The sequence below is a fragment of the Sphingobium sp. EP60837 genome (assembly GCF_001658005.1).
In the GTDB taxonomy this organism is placed as follows: domain Bacteria; phylum Pseudomonadota; class Alphaproteobacteria; order Sphingomonadales; family Sphingomonadaceae; genus Sphingobium; species Sphingobium tyrosinilyticum.
On record NZ_CP015987.1, the window covers coordinates 869,149 to 884,913 of the forward strand.

Here is a 15,765-nt window from a genome sequence, read left to right on the forward strand (position 1 = left end):
AAGGGCGCGTCTGATGCTGCGCCCCGTACAAGATCGAGCGTCGGTGGTCGTCTGCTCCACCTGCCGCCTGTCCGCCGACCAGCGGGAGGATGCGGAAGGCCGCCGCGGCGGCGCTCTGCTGGTGGAAGCGATGCGCGATCTTCAGGCGCAGGAGTCCGCCTACGCTGCCGTCGCCGTGCAGGACATGCCCTGCCTCTTCGCCTGCCAGCGCCATTGCACCGTGCATGTGCGTGGACAGGGCAAGGTCGGCTATGTGCTGGGCGACTTCACGCCCGATGCGGATGCTGCCCGCGCCATCCTCGACTACACGCTCCGCCACGCCGCCAGTGAGGAAGGCGTCGTGCGCTATGCCGACTGGCCGCAGGGGGTGAAGGGCCACTTCATCGTCCGCACGCCTCCCGAAGGCTTTGTCTGCACATGATCCGCTTCGAGGACAGAGCCGCCTTCGACCGGGCGCTCGACCGACTGCCGGAGCCGGATGGGAGCGCCATCGAAGCCTCCGCCGCCCGCCAGGCGCAACTCACCAAGCCCGCCGGGTCGCTAGGCCGCCTGGAGGAAATCGCGCTGTTCATGGCGGGCTGGCAAGGCAGGGAGCGTCCGCGCGCCGACCGCATCCGCGCCGCCATCTTCGCGGGCAATCATGGCGTTGCAGCCCGTGGCATCAGCGCATTCCCCCCAGCAGTAACTACGCAGATGGTGGCGAATTTCCAGGCAGGAGGCGCAGCGATCAACGCGCTCGCCGCCTCCTGCGGAGCCGAGCTTTCCATCGTCCCGCTCGACCTCGACCGCCCGACCGCCGACATATGCGAAGCCCCGGCGATGAGCGAGGCGGAATGTCTCGACGCGCTCAACGCTGGCGCGGCCGCCGTGACGGCAGGCACCGATCTGCTGTTCGTTGGCGAAATGGGCATCGCCAACACCACGCCCGCCGCAGCCCTTTGCGCTCAATCCTTCGGCGGCCTCTCCCCGGACTGGATCGGCAGGGGCACCGGCGTCGATGATAACGGCTTGGCGCGAAAAGCGGATGCCGTGGCAAAGGCCCTCGCGCTCCACGGTCCCCATTGCACCAGCGCCTTCGAGACGCTCCGCCGCCTCGGCGGGCGTGAGATCGCCGCCATGGCCGGAGCAATCCTCGCCGCCCGCCACCTGAGCGTGCCCATGCTGCTGGACGGCTTCATATCCAGCGCCGCCATCGCCCCTCTCGCCCGCGACAATCCGGCCATCACCGCCCATTGCCTCGCCGCCCATAATTCGGCGGAAACAGGCCATGCCCGGCTCCTTCAGGCACTCAGGCTGAAACCGCTGCTGCAGCTCGACATGCGTCTTGGCGAAGGGAGCGGCGCTGCCGTCGCCGCACAGATCGTCCGTTCGGCGCTCGCCGCTCATGCCGGCATGGCGACCTTCGCAGAGGCCGCCGTAGCAGGCGCGCTGTGAACAGCTTTGCCCTCCACCTGATGCGCCATGGCGCGCCGCAAACGCCGGGCCTGCTGCTGGGCCATAGCGATGTGCCGCCTGATCTTGACGCCATGCAGCCCTGCCTCGAACGCGCCCGCGCCGTCGACTTCGCGCAAGTCCTCAGCTCCGACCTCGGCCGCGCCAGCAGCCCCGCGGCACTCATCGCTGCAGAGCGCGCGGTGCCTCATCACGCCGGCGCCCGCTGGCGCGAATTGCATTTCGGCGCATGGGAAGGGGCCGAGCCGGCCACGCTTCCCACGTCGGACGTGGGCCGCTTCTGGGACGCACCAGACGAAAACCCGCCACCCGGAGGAGAGCGCTGGTCCGACCTGCGTCTCCGCGTCGAAAGCGCGCTCGCTACCATCGACCAACCCACGCTGGTCCTGAGCCATGCTGGAACGATGCGCGCCGCGCTGACGCTGCTCTGCGGCTTCACTTACCGCCAGTCCTGGGCGATCGATCTGCCTTACGGCGCCCTGGTGTCCCTGCGCGTCTGGCCCGAAACGCAAAGCGCACAGATTAGCGGATTGGTCACATGAGGCGGCTGATCCTCGCCCTGCAACTGATGACCAGCCTGCCGCTCCCTCCTGTCAAGGCGGACGAGACGGATTTCGCCGCCGCCATCCGCTGGTTCCCCGCAACCGGGTTCGCCGTGGGCGCAGCAGCCGCAGCGGCAATGACGCTCGGCCTGAGCGTCGATTCTTGGGTCGCCGCCTTGTTCGCCCTGCTCGCCTGGGTCGCAGCAACAGGCGCGCTCCATCTCGACGGTCTCGGCGACATCGCCGATGGCGCAGGCGCGGTGCATGGCGACCGGGCCAGGCTCTCCGCCGTCCTCGCTGATCCCCATATCGGCAGTTTCGGCGTCGTCGCCATCATCCTCCAACTGCTGGCAAAGTTGATCCTCCTGCGGCTGTGGGCGGAACAGCTCCCCGCATGGGGCCTGATCCCGCTCGCTGTGATCGCGCGCATCGGCCCGCTGGCCTGGACGCTTTGGCTCCCACCGTTGCATGAAGGATTGGCCAGCCGCTTCCGCGAAGGCGTGAAACCCGCCCACCTCGTTGCATGGTCGGCGCTGGCGCTCGCGATATGCCCGCTCTTGCCTGCGCTGGGATCCGCCGCGCTGCTGATCCCGCTCTGGGCATGGTGGCTGCGCAGCCGTATCGGCGGTATTTCGGGCGATGGTCATGGCGCAGGGATAGAAGTAGTCGAAAGCGCGCTGCTCGCCGCTCTGGTATTCGCCCGATGACCGACGTCTTTCGCTGGCATGGCGGCCGCCTCGCGCAAGCCCGCGCCCATTATGGAGCGAGCGTTAAGCGCTGGATCGATCTTTCCACCGGCATCAATCCGCAGCCTTGGACTGGCTTCACCCATATCACACCCGATTGGCACGCTCTTCCTGATCCTGCCGCGCTCGCCGACCTGGAATCCGCCGCCGCCCGCCATTTCGGGACGGACCCAGCCCATGTCTGCGCGCTTCCAGGCAGCGAGATCGGCCTCCGCCTGCTCGGCACACTGCTTGACCGTCCCGGTTGCCACCTCATCCCTTCTTACCGCACGCATGCCGCCGCCTTTCCTAAATCTTTGCCGCTCGTCGCGCCGGAGGATGCGCCGCCCGGCACGGCATTGCTGCTCGCCAACCCCAATAATCCGGACGGCCGTCTTTTCCCCAGGGCGCATATGCAGGCGCTGCTCGCCCATCAGGAAAAGCGAGATGGCTGGCTGATAGTCGATGAAGCCTTCGCCGACTGCGTCCCCGAAGCAAGCATCGCAAATGAAGTGGCGCAGGAGAGGCGCCTGATCATCCTGCGCTCCTTCGGCAAGTTCTTCGGTCTTGCCGGTCTGCGCCTCGGCTTCCTGATCGCGCCGCCCGCGATCATAGCGGCGTGCCGTCAGATGCTCGGCGACTGGCCCCTCTCGGCCGCAGCGATCGACTTCGGCCGCGCCGCCTATCGCGACCGGGCCTGGATCGACCAGACCGTCACCACTCTGCACGGCCGTGCCATCCAGCTCCACCAACTGCTCACCCGCCACGGCTTAGAAACGCAGGGCGGTTGCCCGCTCTTTCGCCTCATAGAGACGCCGAACGCCGCCGCCTTGTTCGACACACTCGCGCGCCAGGCGATCCTGACGCGTCCGTTCGAGGATCATCCAAATTGGCTCCGCTTCGGTCTGCCCGCAGACGCGGCCGCCATGGCCCGGCTGGACGCGGCCCTTGGTTGAACTCACCGCCTTGATGCTGGACGCCGCATTAGGCTGGCCCCAGCGGCTGCACGCCCGCATCGGCCATCCGGTCGGCGCGTTTGCCCGCATCATCTGGGCCTGCGAACGCCGCTGGAACCGCCCAGGCCGCTGGCGGCGTCTAGGCGGCGTTGCTACGCTATTGCTCCTCCTCTTCACCGCTATCGTCGGCGCATGGCTTGTCGAAACCGCGATTTACCATCTGCTTGGCCGCTGGGCCTGGGCCGGTCTCGCGCTCGCAGCATGGCCCGCGCTCGCGCAACGCAGCCTCTTCGATCATGTCTTCCCCGTCATAAGAGCGCTCGAAGCAGGCAACCTCCCCGCCGCTCGCAGAGCCGTCAGCCTGATCGTCGGCCGCGACACAGCAGCCCTCGACGAAGCAGGCATTGCCCGCGCGGCCATTGAAAGCTTAGCCGAAAGCTTCTGCGACGGCGTTGTCGCGCCGCTCTTCTGGCTGTTCGTCGGCGGCCTGCCCGGCATCTGGGCCTATAAGGCGGCAAACACCGCCGACAGCCTGATCGGCCATCGGGAAGAGCCCTTCGCGGCTTTTGGCTGGGCGGCGGCGCGGTTCGACGATCTGCTCAACCTCGTTCCCGCACGCCTTTCGGCTGCCCTCCTCTGTATCGCCGGGGGCGGGGGCTGGCGCATCCTCGGCCGCGACCATGCCCGCCACGCGTCTCCCAATGCGGGTTGGCCGGAAGCCGCCATGGCAGGCGCGCTCCGCATCCGGCTCGCTGGCCCCATCCATTATGACGGCGTGTCCCACGATAAGCCCTGGATCGGCGGCGAAGGGAGGGAGGCGACGCCCGCCACCGCGCGCGCCGCGCTCGACCTCTACATCCGCGCTTGCGCTTTGCTCTGGCTAGTGACCGCCTTGATCGAAGGAGCCCGCCTATGACCGCTTTCCAACGGCTTTTCGTCCTGGGTGGTGCGCGCTCGGGAAAGAGCCGCCATGCTGAGGCGCAGTGCGAAGCCATGCCCGGCACGCTCAGCTATGTCGCCACAGCCGAGCCATTCGACGCCGAAATGACGGCGAGGATCGCCCACCACCGCGCCCACCGCAGCCCCCGCTGGCAAAGCGTGGAGGCCCCGATCGATTTGCCCGCCGCCATTCGCGGCGCCCACGGGTCCGGCGCGATCCTGGTCGATTGCCTTACCCTCTGGCTCTCCAATTTGCTGTTGGCGGAGGAGGATATCGCCCCTTGGATCAGCGCGCTTATCACCGCGATCAAGGAATGCGCCACGCCGATCGCGCTCGTCAGCAATGAAGTTGGCTTGTCCATAGTCCCAGAAAATGGGTTGGCCCGGCGGTTCAGAGACGAGGCGGGCCTGCTCAACCAACATGTCGCGGCGGCTTGTGACAAGGTGCTGTTCGTCGCGGCCGGTTTACCCATAATTCTAAAACAGCACGGGCGTTCGGCACAGACCTTTTAAAAACTGCATCATAGTATAGAGTTACTTTGCGGGCCAATGGGAGGGGACTGAACGATCATCGAAGCGGCCTTTTCCTATTCCAAATGAAGGAGGCCGGCTTCCCTGTTTGCCTGAATAGACCGAATAAATTCATTGCGCGAATCGACAGGGTGATATTTGGGTGCGACCGGCTTGTCTGTGGTCGAACGGATCAATATGGGACGGCCCAATAATGCGTGGAGGGGTTTTATGGGAGCCAGCGATCATGGCAGGGACGATATGTCCCGGACCGGGGGAAATCGGAAGACCACCAGTGTCTCGACCGGATGGCGGTTCCTGGACAGGGGATATAGCAAGTGAACGCTCTTAATGCAGATTATCTGTTCGTCTTCATTTTGGCGGCTTTTGTCGGCTTTCAGCTGATCAAGAAGGTGTCGCCGCTGCTGCACTCGCCGCTGATGTCGCTGACCAATGCGATCGCGGCGGTGGTCATCGTGGGGGCGATTACGATCACGGGTGAGGAAGGCGCGACGCCGCTCGCCAAGACGTTGGGCTGTGTGGCGGTGTTCTGCGCGACCGTGAATCTGGTCAGCGGTTTCATGATCACGGACCGCATGCTCAAGATGTTCAAGCCGCGGGGGAAGTAACCGATGGACGCTTTCGTTCCTTTCGCGGCGATTGCCGCATCGACCCTGTTCATCCTCTCGCTGATGTGGATGAGCCATCCTTCAACGGCCCGGCGCGGCGTGCGCGCGGGCGAGATCGGCATGGTCATCGCCATCATCGGCGCTCTCGTCCAGCATGAGGTCGTCGATTATAATCTGATCCTCATCGCCATGGTGGCAGGCGCGGCCGCGGGTATCCCGATGGCGCTGCTCATGCCCATGACGGCCATCCCGCAGCGGACCGCGATCTCCCACGCCTTCGGCGCGCTCGCCGTCGGCCTCATCGGCGCTGCCGAATATTACAAGCATGCTCACGCCGAATATGCGGGCAGCTTCGTGCTGTGGGCGCTGATGTTCGAAATGGCGCTGGGTTTCCTGACCTGCACCGCATCGGTCATCGCTTTCGCCAAGCTGCAGGAAATCATGGGCAGCCGTCCTGTGTCCTTCCCCGGCCAGCGCATCGTCAATGGCGCGGTCGCCCTGGGCGCGCTCGTGATCGCGATCATGCTTGCGCTCGACCCGACGCAGACCTGGCTGTTCCCGGCCTTCGTCGCGCTGGCGCTGCTCTTCGGCATCCTGCTGGTCATCCCGATCGGCGGCGCGGACATGCCGACCGTCATCGCGCTTTTGAACAGCTATGCGGGTCTCGCGGCCAGCGCTATGGGCTTTGCGCTCGGCAACAAGCTGCTGATCGTCGCGGGTGCGCTTGACGGTGCGTCGGGCTTCATCCTCGCGGTCATCATGTGCAAGGCGATGAACCGCAGCTTCGCCAACGTCATGTTCGGCGGCTTTGGCAATGTCGTGGCGGGTGTTGCTGGCGGCAAGGACGATCGCGTCGTCCGCTCCGCCTCGGCTGAGGAAGCCGCGATGCAGCTGGAAAATGCCAGCACCGTCGTCATCATCCCCGGCTATGGCATGGCCGTCGCCCAAGCGCAGCACAAGGTCAGCGAACTATACCAAGCGCTCACCAAGAAGGGCGTGGACGTCAAGTTCGCCATCCATCCGGTGGCGGGCCGCATGCCCGGCCACATGAACGTGCTGCTGGCCGAAGCCAATGTGCCCTATGAGCAGCTGGTTGACCTGGACGACATCAACCCCGAACTGCCTCAGGCAGACGTGGCTGTCATTATCGGCGCGAACGACACGGTGAACCCCTCGGCGCGCGACGATCCCAAGAGCGCGATCGCGGGCATGCCGATCATCGAAGCGGACCGGGCCAAGTCGGTCTTCGTCATCAAGCGCTCGATGAACGCTGGTTTCGCCGGGATCGACAATCCGATCTACTATAACAGCAACACCCAGATGCTGTTCGGCGACGCCAAGGATATGGTCGGCTCCATCGCCAAGGAACTGAGCGGCGGCAGCGGCCTCCACTAAGGCGCGCTTTCCCTCACCGGCAAAAGAAAAGCCCGCTGCCCCTTAAGCAGCGGGCTTTTTCGTGCGCGCTAAATCCGCCTCATCGGAACATGGGGAGGGGATCGGTCATCGTGGGGAGGGCGGGCGCTAAACCTCTGCCATCCGCTGCAACTGCATTCCAATCATTCCCTCCCATCTCGCGCTGCAAGGAGGCTGGGTGCGCTGCTCCATCACCCCAATACAAAGTGCCGACAATGACACTTTACCCTCCGGCAAAGTGTCATCCGCGACAAAAGCGACCAATTCGCCGCGCAAGGGATTCACATTGGCCCCCACTTGTGCTTGATTCATCCCCGTTATGTTTCATGGTTCGATCAAGCCCCGTTCTCCCGGCGCTGGCGATCTCTCCGCCCTGCTGGACCGGCTTGCCCATGCGAGCACGCGACCACGCTACGCTTTCATGCTGCTGACGCTGATCGCCGAAGTCGCCCGCCCGGACGGCAGCGCCGGGCCGCTGGTGGCGAAGGATGGGACCGTGCAGCCGCTGCGCGACTGGCTGTGCGATGCGTTGACCCCCATGGGCGGGCGCGATCCGCGCCGCCTGGCGCTGGCCGCACGGCTACGCGCGGAGCTGGCGGGGCAGGGGGCGTTGCCCGCCGACCCGGACGCCGCGAGCCTCGCCGTCGAGGAACAGGTGAAGCTGCGCGTTCGCGCCTCGGGCAAGACCAATCTCAGCCGTGCCGTATCTGAAATGGTCGCAGCCGGCCTCTTGCGCCGCCACTATCAGGGCTATCGCGTCGATCATCATAATCGCGGCGCGCAGCGGCAGGCCGTTTACACGCTGACCGGCCTCGCTTGCATTTTGATCGCGCCCGCGACGCCGATCCCCGTGCCGCCTGTCGCGCCTCCACCCAATCGCCCACGCCAGGGCGAACTCAGCCTCTAGGGCCAGCCATCCCCACTGGCGTAACGCCTTTCCGCTTGGCTTTTGCCTGACAAGGGCAGACACTCCCCTTCTCGAACTAGCAGCGTCGGGTCCTGAGTCTCCGTTTTAGGGAGATGGTTATGAACAGCGCGATGCCCCGCGGACCTGACAGCACTCCTTATCTGCCCAACAGCGGGAAGACGCGCGCAATGGATCAGCTCACCCCGCGTTACCGCCACCTCACGCGTCGACGGCTGTACGCCTGGCCCGACGCAACATTCCCCCTGTCACGTCAAGCATCGGACTCTGCCGCCACCAGCGCCTGCGGCCAGGGCACCACCCCGTCCGCGCATATCCGGCAGCCCGAGATTTGGTATCCCGTCCCACCCAACGCTGCAGCCGGCCAGCCGGAAGCGCCCACGCCGCTTCGCACGCCAACCGCCGCGCAGCGATGAAAGCCGCGACGTGCATCGAGGCGCAATGCGTCCCAGCCTTTCGGCGCCTGGCCGCATTGGCTCCGATCGATCGGCAAGCGGACGTAGCACTTTCCGGCGCTTTAATGCGCATGCGTAGCATCAGGCCGGGACAGGAATTGATGGCCTATGGTGCGCCCGTCTCCGGCCCCTTGATTATCCTGAGCGGTTGGGCGGTGCGCTCGCGGATCCTCGCTGACGGACGGCGGCAGATCATGAGTTTCATCTTGCCCGGCGACCTCATCGGCAACTGCCGCCAGCGCTGCCCATTATCCGTATCCAGTATAGTGGCGCTCGGCTCTTTGACGTTGTGCCCTGGACCGATTGCCATTCCGGCGCTCGACCAAGTCTATGCCGTCAGCCATGCGCTGGACGAAGCCTATCTACTGGCCCAGATCACCCGCCTTGGCCGCCTCAGCGCGGAGGAGCGGCTGATCGATCTCATGCTGGAATTATATGAGCGGCTGTCGCTCTCCGGCCTCACCGCCGATGACGGCTTTACCTGGCCGCTGACGCAAAGCGCCCTTGCCGACGCCCTCGGGCTGACACCCGTCCACGTCAACAGGACGCTGCAGCACTTGCGAGGGCGAGGTGATGTAACCCTGCGTTCGGGCCATCTGCAACTGACGGACCCGTATCAGCTGGCCAAACGGGTCGGCCATATAACAGCGCGCGTGACGGGCAGCAGCGAACTGTCATGACCAGCGCTGCCGATAGTCGGCAGACCGGCAGGAAAGGGGCCATCGCACCAAAGCGACGGCCCCATTCTCGAGAGATTTAAGCGGCCGGCTCTGCCGGAGCCGGCGCAGCCTTCGCCCGCGGCTTGCGCGGAGCCTTGTCGGCCTTCGGCGCTCCCTTCGGCGCAGCACCGCCAGCCGCATTGGCGGCAGGCTTAGCAGCAGCCTTGGGCGCTGCCTTCGCGGGCTTCGCCGCCTTCGCCTTGCTCGCCGGAGCCTTCGCGGCGCTTTGCGCAGCAGCAGGCTTCGGAGCAGCCTTCATATCCGCGTCCGCCGCCTTGGGCGCAGCAACCTTCTCTCCCGCACCGGCAGGCGCAGGCTTGCGGCCGAGGCCCAGCCGGGTAGCGACCGCGCGGCGCGCTTCGGAATAGCTTGGCGCAACCAGCGGGTAGGATTTAGGCAGATTATAGCGAGCGCGATATTCGTCGGGCGACAGGCCATGGGTCGCCAGGTGCCGCTTCAGCGTCTTGTAAGGCTTCCCATCGATCATGCTCAGAATATGTTCCGGCGACGATAGGCTTTTGCGCGCGGAAACGGCGGGCGTATAAGTCGCCGCCTGCGCTTCGGAAGCACCTGCCGCCGGATCATCAGTCAAGGCGGCGCGGGTGGTGCGGATCAGATCGGCCAGGCTTTCGCTCGGAACCGAATTGTTGGAGACAAACGCACTCAATAGCTCAACCGTGAGCGTCGTGATGTCAGGCTGCGGATTTTCAGACATTGGCGCGCTTCTCCACACAGAATAACGAGGCGGACCTTCTGCGCTCTTTGCATTCAAATGTAAATCATCTTTGCCGATGGCATTTAGCGCATATCTGTCCCTTTGAAGGACGCTTCTGATTTGTGGCGGCTGTCATGACCAGGTCGAACAGCTGATATTGATAAACTCGACTATCGACATGATGGAGCAAGATGTCGATCGAGCCGGGGCCTTGCGACTATTGTGGCGCGACTGGCGCGGCATCCGCCTTATCCTGCCGTCCTGCCTGAGAAAGCCCGCTAACAAAAAAAGGCCGGTCCCGAAGGACCGGCCAGCTGAGTTTTTAGGAGAGGATGCCTGAAAGGCAGGGGCGCCTCTGGCCCACCTCGCTTCTCCTGACAATTGTTTTGATCGGCGGCTCGATTGCGTGTCACGCAATCGTAATATTTGACGGCGCCCGCTTCCTCAAGAAAAAGGGCGGGCGGCCATTTTAGCCGTTCAGCTGGTCCTTGACCGCCTTGGCAGGCGTGAAGGTCAGCTTCTTCGAAGCGGCGATCTGGATAGCTGCGCCGGTTGAAGGATTGCGGCCTTCACGCGCCGGCTGATCCTTGACCTTGAACTTACCAAAACCGCTCAGCGAAACTTCTTCACCCTTGGCGGCGGCGCCAGCGATGGCCGCAAACACACCATCAACATATTTGCGAGCATCGGCCTTGGTCAGGCCATGTTCAGCGGCGACGGCTTCAGCGAGGTCGGTATTGTTCATGGATCGTCTCCCTTTCGTGGACGACGGGTCTTAACCTGTCTCTGCGCGCGCAACTAGGGGGGTTTTTGCCGATTAACTCATATTTTCGGCCCAGATTCGGTATATTTGAGGGCCTCCTGACCCTTTCACCGCCCTTGGCGGCTCCGATTCTCTTTTCCGAATGCCATCCTAAACCCGTTCCAGGAGGCAAGATCATAGGCCCCAAGCGGATCACATCGGCGTTGCAGGACAGCTTAGGGCCAAGGACAGGAAGCCACTGCTCGTCCTGAGTAGCCAATCTGCACGTGTTGAGATGGCGTATCGACGGCCAGGCGCGCAACGATGCGCCAAGCGTCTTCGACCCTCAGCGCTACAATCAAGTTCAGCGCCCAAACAACCGTCCACTCAGCGCACCGTCGTTCAAGACCACCCGCGCTGCATTATGCCCTGGCGCGCCGCTCACCCCGCCGCCGGGATGCGTGCCCGCACCGCACATATAAAGCCCCTTCACCGGCCCGCGATATGCCCCGTGGCCCAGCACTGGCCGCGCTGCCCACAATTGGTCCAATGTCATCGCGCCATGCATGATGTCACCCCCGGCCAGCCCGAATTTCCGTTCCAGGTCCAGCGGCGACAATATGTCCTTCGCAATGACTGATCGCGCAAAGCCGGGCGCATAGTCGTCCACCGTCGCGATCACATCATCCGCGGCCGCCTCGCGCGCCTCGTCCCAACTGCGGCCGTCAGGCAGCTCGGGCGCGAATTGCTGGCAAAAGAGGCTCGCCACATGGGCGCCCCGCGGGGCGAGGCTGTCGTCGATGATCGATGGGATCAGCATCTCGACAATCGGCTCGCGCGACCATCCCCGCGTCTTCGCATCGGTAAAGGCGCGATCCATATAGTCCATGCTGGGTGCAATGATGATCCCGGCCTGCAGATGCTCGCCATTGCCCGGCAGGCAGGAAAAGTCCGGAAGCGCCGACAGCGCGACATTCATCCGGAAACTGCCCGATGCCGCCCTGAACCCCCGGATGCGCTTCAGGAAATCGACCGGCAGATCGTTTGCCGCCATCATGCGCTCATAGAGCAGTTTCGGCCCGACATTGGCAATCACCGCGCCGCCCATAACCTCCTCGCCGCTATCCAGCCGCACGCCAACGGCGCGTCCCCCGTCGACCAGCACGCGCGCTACCGGCGCATCCACGCTGATCTCCACGCCCATGGCCTCCACCACCCGTGCCATGATCTGCGTGATGGCGCCCATGCCGCCCACGCAATGGCCCCACGCGCCCTTCTTCCCGTTCACCTGGCCAAAGACATGGTGCAGCAGCACATAGGCGCTGCCCGGCGTATCGGGCGACGCATAATTGCCGACCATCGCGTCGAAGGCGAAAGCGGCCTTCACCGCTTCGCTCTCAAACCAGCCATCCAGGAACCCGCGCGCGGATTTCAGAAACAGGTCCAGCACGTCGCGCTTCTGCTCCAGCGAAAGCGCGCCGACGCGCCGTCCCTGCGCCAGCGCCCCCATCACCATCGACAATCGATCGCCCGCATTGGGCGGAACCTTCAGCATCATGTCGCGCAAAAGGTCCGCGACCACCTCTAGCGCATCCAGATAGGCAGGCAGGGCCGCCGCATCCTGCGCGCTGAACTTGGCGAACTCAGCTTGGCTTTTCTCGAGCCCCCCGCCGACTTTCAAATAGCGTCCATCGGGCTGCGGCAGAAAATTGGCGATCGGCCGCTCGATCACCCGATAGCCATGTTGGGCCAGCCGCATGTCGGCAATAACTTTGGGGTGCAGCAGGCTAACCGTGTAGCTGGCCACCGAATTACGGAAACCGGGGTGGAACTCTTCCGTTACCGCGGCCCCGCCAACAATATGCCTTCGCTCCAGGATGCGCACCTTATATCCCGCTCGCGAAAGATAGAAGGCGCACACCAGTCCATTATGCCCACCGCCGATGATAATGGCGTCATAACGCTTGCTCATGCGGCGTTTGCTCCCCTCCTGCGTCGGGAGGGGGCGGGGGAGGGCAGGCCCGATCCATTAACCTCCGCTCGTACCCTGTTCCCCAAAAGATCCGGAAACATCCGCCGCATCCGCGCAAAAAAATGCCGCAGTGCCACCTCTTCCTTGCTCAGCGGACCCATTGCATAACTACGCGATCCCAGCCCCGCCTGCACCCGCTCAAGCAGGGTGGTGTCCTCCGCATTCACCCGCCGGTTGATCCGCCAGTTCAGATAGCGCGCCGCCTTCATCTCGCGCCGCCCATCCGGCGCGGCATAGGCGATCTCCCGGATCAGCGTCTGCGTCGGCGATACCGGCAACCACTGCATGAAATCGATCTGATCGGGATAGATGTCGAAGGCTATGTTCGGCCAAAGCCTGATATAGGTCCAAAGCCGTTGCCGTTCGGGCGGCAGATGCGGTATTTGGGGCAGGAAATGCTGATAGGCGCGCTCGGTCGGATTGCCCGAAGGCTTCGTCCTGATCGTCCCGCTCATCCGGTCTGCATGCTCGGTTGCGTCGACCGCATAGCTCTCGCCCATCAGCCGCTTGAGCCCCGGATGCGCTACCCCGACATGCAGCGTGTCGCAATAATTTTCGCCGATGATCTTCCAGTTGACCGCCCTCGGCCGCAACGTCTCGCGCCCCAACGGCCGCAGTTGATCGAAGCGATAGGCGGCAATGTCGTCAGCATAGGGGGCCAGCATCTCCGCCACTGAAGGCCCGCCATCATCCTCCAGCCGGACGAACAGAAATCCGTGGACATGCTCTACTTCGAGGGCGCTCAGGCCAAGGCGCTCCCTGTCCAACTCGCCATAGCCCGCTCTTCCCGGCACCGCGGTCAGCTGCCCGGCATTGTCATAGGTCCAGCCATGATAGGGGCATATCAGCTTCTTCGCGCACCCCTTCGCGCCATCCATGATCCGCGCGCCCCGGTGGCGGCAGACATTGGTGAAGGCCCGAACCGCGCCATCATCGCCCCGGATCAGGATGATGTTCTCGCCGATATAATCGAAGGTCAGATAGTCTCCGGGCTCCAGCAGATCGCTCTCATGTCCCGCGATCTGCCAGGCTGGGCGAAATATGCGGGCAATCTCTAGCGCAAAGAAGTCCGGGTCCCGATAAGTCCAGGCTGGCAGGCCCCATCCCTCCAGGTCCATCCCGATCCTCCCTTTTGCCGAACTTATACATGTGTATAACAGCTAGGGCCGTTCAGACAATTTTATTTCGCTATTTCACTCGCTACTTTGGCATACCGCCGCGCCAATCCAGCACAAACGATCAACTGAATCTGGTGGAACAGCATCACCGGCAGCAGGATCGGCCCTGCCGCACTTGCGGGAAAGAGCACTCCCGCAATCGGCACCCCGGTCGCCAGGCTCTTCTTCGACCCGCAAAATTGCAGCACCACCGCATCTTCCCGCGATAGCCCCAACACCCGTCCCAGCCCCCAGGTGAAGAGCAGCACCACGATCAATATCGCGATGGACAGCAGCGCCAGCAGCAGCAATTCTCCCCGCGAAACCTTGTGCCACAACCCCTCGACCACAGCGGCGCTGAAGGCGGAATAGACGATCAGCAGGATCGACGCCCGATCCACTCGCCCCAGCATCGCCCGGTGCCGCTCCACGAACCCGCCGATCCACGGCCGCGCCAGATGGCCCAGCAGGAATGGTAGCAACAGTTGCAGCACGATCCCTTCCACCGCCGACAGGGAGATCAGGCTGCCCGTCCCGCCGCCCATGTTCTTCTGCATTAGCAGCGCCACCAACAACGGCGTCAGCACGATCCCCAGCAGGTTGGAAAAGGACGCGCTCACCACCGCCGCCGCCACATTGCCCCGGGCGATCGAGGTAAAGGCGATCGACGACTGCACCGTTGAAGGCAGCAGCGTCAGGAACAGCAGTCCCGCCCGCATCGGCGTCGGGATCGCCTCCACCTGTTGCGTTGCCAAGCCGATCAGCGGGAACAGCGCGAAGGTCGTCCCCAGCGTCGCCAGGTGCAGCTTCCACGCCTTCGCCCCGCTCCAGATCGCGTCACGCGACAGCTTCGCTCCATGCAGGAAGAACAGCAGTACGATCCCTGCGTCGGCGGCAATGCCGACTATATGCGCCTCTTCACCCCGCGCGGGAAGGAAGGAGGCCAGCGCCACCATTGCAATCAGCAGCAGCAGGAAGGGATCGGCAATTTCCCGAAGACGGCTCATACGCGCGGCTGTAGGCAGTCTTGCAGGAAAAGGATAGACGCTGGCCAATGGTCAGGCCACGGAGACGATCATGAGCGATGCAATTGAACTGATAGAAGAGAGTGGCGTCCTGGAGATCCATATCGATCGTCCGGACAAGAAAAACGCCCTGACCGCCGCCATGTACCATGCCATGACCGCCGCCCTTGCCGACGCCTCAGGGCGCTCTGATATTGGCGCAGTGCTGATAACGGGCAGGGGAGGCGCCTTTTGTGCGGGCAACGACCTTAAGGATTTCACCCAAGGCCCCCAAGGCGGTGAAGCCGCCTTCGCCTTCATCCGCGCCATCGCGAGCTTCGACAAGCCGATCGTCGCCGCTGTTCAGGGCTTGGCGGTAGGTGTCGGCACGACCATGCTCTTCCATTGCGACCTTGTTTATGCGGCGCCCGACGCGCGCTTCATCATGCCCTTCGTCAACCTGGGCATCGTGCCGGAAGCGGGCTCCAGCCTGCTCGCGCCCGCCACCATGGGCCATGCGAAGGCTGCCGCTATGCTGCTCCTCGGCGAGCCGATGGACGCGGAAACGGCCGATCGCTCTGGGCTCGTCACTGCCATCGTCCCTGCCGACGCTCTGCTGGACCACGCCCGCGCAAAGGCGGCGGCTCTCATGAGCAAGCCGCCCCAGGCGCTCGCGGCCACCCGGCGCCTGCTGAAAGGCGATCCGGCCATGCTGCTTCAGAGGATCGATGAGGAAGCCAGGCTGTTCCGCGACATGCTGGGATCGCCTGAAGCGCAGGAAGCCTTCGCCGCTTTCTTCGAAAAGCGCGCTCCTGTTTTCCGCCGCGGTTGAACCGGCGCAGAGGCTCCG

Annotated in this window: 18 protein-coding genes; 13 read left to right on the forward strand and 5 right to left on the reverse strand. The window is 64.1% G+C overall.

What is annotated here, in order from left to right; translation table 11 throughout:
• The first annotated feature begins 13 nt into the window (after positions 1–13).
• From EP837_RS16930 to EP837_RS16985, 12 genes are all read left to right on the forward strand, one after another.
• Entirely contained in the window at positions 14–421 is a 408-nt protein-coding gene (locus EP837_RS16930; RefSeq protein WP_066531146.1) for a DUF1636 domain-containing protein, read from the forward strand.
• Positions 418–1,434 (forward strand): nicotinate-nucleotide--dimethylbenzimidazole phosphoribosyltransferase, encoded by a 1,017-nt coding sequence (cobT, locus tag EP837_RS16935; RefSeq protein ID WP_066531148.1) that lies wholly within the window; start codon positions 418–420, stop codon positions 1,432–1,434. Before EP837_RS16930 ends, cobT begins: the two co-directional genes overlap by 4 nt.
• Positions 1,431–1,994, forward strand: coding sequence for a histidine phosphatase family protein (locus EP837_RS16940; protein ID WP_066531149.1), 564 nt, complete (start codon positions 1,431–1,433; stop codon positions 1,992–1,994). Before cobT ends, EP837_RS16940 begins: the two co-directional genes overlap by 4 nt.
• The gene (locus EP837_RS16945; RefSeq protein ID WP_066531151.1) at positions 1,991–2,701 is read left to right on the forward strand and encodes an adenosylcobinamide-GDP ribazoletransferase; all 711 of its coding nucleotides are present in this window, start codon (positions 1,991–1,993) and stop codon (positions 2,699–2,701) included. The genes EP837_RS16940 and EP837_RS16945 overlap by 4 nt, the downstream gene beginning before the upstream one ends.
• Positions 2,698–3,675, forward strand: coding sequence for a threonine-phosphate decarboxylase CobD (gene cobD / locus EP837_RS16950; protein ID WP_066531153.1), 978 nt, complete (start codon positions 2,698–2,700; stop codon positions 3,673–3,675). Before EP837_RS16945 ends, cobD begins: the two co-directional genes overlap by 4 nt.
• Positions 3,676–3,688: 13 nt before the next feature.
• A complete protein-coding gene (gene cbiB, locus EP837_RS16955; RefSeq protein WP_443019153.1) occupies positions 3,689–4,591 on the forward strand; it encodes an adenosylcobinamide-phosphate synthase CbiB in 903 nt (300 codons plus the stop codon).
• Positions 4,588–5,127 (forward strand): bifunctional adenosylcobinamide kinase/adenosylcobinamide-phosphate guanylyltransferase, encoded by a 540-nt coding sequence (gene cobU, locus EP837_RS16960; protein ID WP_066531157.1) that lies wholly within the window; start codon positions 4,588–4,590, stop codon positions 5,125–5,127. Before cbiB ends, cobU begins: the two co-directional genes overlap by 4 nt.
• 335 nt (positions 5,128–5,462) lie before the next feature.
• Positions 5,463–5,753, forward strand: coding sequence for an NAD(P) transhydrogenase subunit alpha (locus EP837_RS16965; RefSeq protein ID WP_066531158.1), 291 nt, complete (start codon positions 5,463–5,465; stop codon positions 5,751–5,753).
• A 3-nt stretch (positions 5,754–5,756) separates the two neighbouring features.
• Positions 5,757–7,148, forward strand: a complete 1,392-nt coding sequence (locus tag EP837_RS16970; RefSeq protein WP_066531160.1) for an NAD(P)(+) transhydrogenase (Re/Si-specific) subunit beta — start codon at positions 5,757–5,759, stop codon at positions 7,146–7,148.
• A 337-nt stretch (positions 7,149–7,485) separates the two neighbouring features.
• Entirely contained in the window at positions 7,486–8,073 is a 588-nt protein-coding gene (locus tag EP837_RS16980) for a hypothetical protein (protein ID WP_066531164.1), read from the forward strand.
• A gap of 119 nt (positions 8,074–8,192) precedes the next feature.
• The gene (locus tag EP837_RS21130) at positions 8,193–8,507 is read left to right on the forward strand and encodes a hypothetical protein (protein ID WP_156518682.1); all 315 of its coding nucleotides are present in this window, start codon (positions 8,193–8,195) and stop codon (positions 8,505–8,507) included.
• A gap of 110 nt (positions 8,508–8,617) precedes the next feature.
• On the forward strand, positions 8,618–9,226 hold the full coding sequence (locus EP837_RS16985; RefSeq protein WP_225870627.1) for a Crp/Fnr family transcriptional regulator: 609 nt from the start codon (positions 8,618–8,620) through the stop codon (positions 9,224–9,226).
• Positions 9,227–9,302: 76 nt separating this feature from the next.
• Here EP837_RS16985 and EP837_RS16990 read toward each other — a convergent pair whose 3' ends face one another.
• From EP837_RS16990 to EP837_RS17010, 5 genes are all read right to left on the reverse strand, one after another.
• Positions 9,303–9,980, reverse strand: coding sequence for a MucR family transcriptional regulator (locus EP837_RS16990; RefSeq protein WP_066531166.1), 678 nt, complete (start codon positions 9,978–9,980; stop codon positions 9,303–9,305).
• A 469-nt stretch (positions 9,981–10,449) separates the two neighbouring features.
• A complete protein-coding gene (locus EP837_RS16995) occupies positions 10,450–10,725 on the reverse strand; it encodes an HU family DNA-binding protein (RefSeq protein ID WP_066531167.1) in 276 nt (91 codons plus the stop codon).
• Between the two features lie 361 nt (positions 10,726–11,086).
• Positions 11,087–12,694, reverse strand: a complete 1,608-nt coding sequence (locus EP837_RS17000; protein ID WP_066531169.1) for a phytoene desaturase family protein — start codon at positions 12,692–12,694, stop codon at positions 11,087–11,089.
• Positions 12,691–13,872 (reverse strand): aromatic ring-hydroxylating oxygenase subunit alpha, encoded by a 1,182-nt coding sequence (locus EP837_RS17005; protein ID WP_082919768.1) that lies wholly within the window; start codon positions 13,870–13,872, stop codon positions 12,691–12,693. Before EP837_RS17005 ends, EP837_RS17000 begins: the two co-directional genes overlap by 4 nt.
• Before the next feature lie 62 nt (positions 13,873–13,934).
• Positions 13,935–14,918: a bile acid:sodium symporter family protein gene (locus EP837_RS17010; protein WP_066531173.1), complete on the reverse strand. Its 984-nt coding sequence runs from the start codon at positions 14,916–14,918 to the stop codon at positions 13,935–13,937.
• Between the two features lie 70 nt (positions 14,919–14,988).
• Here EP837_RS17010 and EP837_RS17015 point away from each other — a divergent pair, with 70 nt between their 5' ends.
• The gene (locus EP837_RS17015) at positions 14,989–15,747 is read left to right on the forward strand and encodes an enoyl-CoA hydratase (protein WP_066531175.1); all 759 of its coding nucleotides are present in this window, start codon (positions 14,989–14,991) and stop codon (positions 15,745–15,747) included.
• The last annotated feature ends 18 nt before the right edge of the window (positions 15,748–15,765 follow it).

What these genes read in the sequence shown, in the direction of transcription:
- EP837_RS16995 (WP_066531167.1), bottom strand. Translation starts at nt 10,725, where the DNA reads ATGAACAATACCGACCTCGCTGAAGCCGTCGCCGCTGAACATGGCCTG.
- cobT (WP_066531148.1), top strand. Translation starts at nt 418, where the DNA reads ATGATCCGCTTCGAGGACAGAGCCGCCTTCGACCGGGCGCTCGACCGA.
- EP837_RS16945 (WP_066531151.1), top strand. Translation starts at nt 1,991, where the DNA reads ATGAGGCGGCTGATCCTCGCCCTGCAACTGATGACCAGCCTGCCGCTC.
- cobD (WP_066531153.1), top strand. Translation starts at nt 2,698, where the DNA reads ATGACCGACGTCTTTCGCTGGCATGGCGGCCGCCTCGCGCAAGCCCGC.
- EP837_RS16985 (WP_225870627.1), top strand. Translation starts at nt 8,618, where the DNA reads ATGCGTAGCATCAGGCCGGGACAGGAATTGATGGCCTATGGTGCGCCC.
- EP837_RS21130 (WP_156518682.1), top strand. Translation starts at nt 8,193, where the DNA reads ATGAACAGCGCGATGCCCCGCGGACCTGACAGCACTCCTTATCTGCCC.
- EP837_RS17010 (WP_066531173.1), bottom strand. Translation starts at nt 14,918, where the DNA reads ATGAGCCGTCTTCGGGAAATTGCCGATCCCTTCCTGCTGCTGCTGATT.
- EP837_RS17000 (WP_066531169.1), bottom strand. Translation starts at nt 12,694, where the DNA reads ATGAGCAAGCGTTATGACGCCATTATCATCGGCGGTGGGCATAATGGA.
- EP837_RS16930 (WP_066531146.1), top strand. Translation starts at nt 14, where the DNA reads ATGCTGCGCCCCGTACAAGATCGAGCGTCGGTGGTCGTCTGCTCCACC.
- EP837_RS16970 (WP_066531160.1), top strand. Translation starts at nt 5,757, where the DNA reads ATGGACGCTTTCGTTCCTTTCGCGGCGATTGCCGCATCGACCCTGTTC.
- cobU (WP_066531157.1), top strand. Translation starts at nt 4,588, where the DNA reads ATGACCGCTTTCCAACGGCTTTTCGTCCTGGGTGGTGCGCGCTCGGGA.
- EP837_RS16980 (WP_066531164.1), top strand. Translation starts at nt 7,486, where the DNA reads ATGTTTCATGGTTCGATCAAGCCCCGTTCTCCCGGCGCTGGCGATCTC.
- EP837_RS17015 (WP_066531175.1), top strand. Translation starts at nt 14,989, where the DNA reads ATGAGCGATGCAATTGAACTGATAGAAGAGAGTGGCGTCCTGGAGATC.
- EP837_RS16990 (WP_066531166.1), bottom strand. Translation starts at nt 9,980, where the DNA reads ATGTCTGAAAATCCGCAGCCTGACATCACGACGCTCACGGTTGAGCTA.
- cbiB (WP_443019153.1), top strand. Translation starts at nt 3,689, where the DNA reads ATGCTGGACGCCGCATTAGGCTGGCCCCAGCGGCTGCACGCCCGCATC.
- EP837_RS17005 (WP_082919768.1), bottom strand. Translation starts at nt 13,872, where the DNA reads ATGGACCTGGAGGGATGGGGCCTGCCAGCCTGGACTTATCGGGACCCG.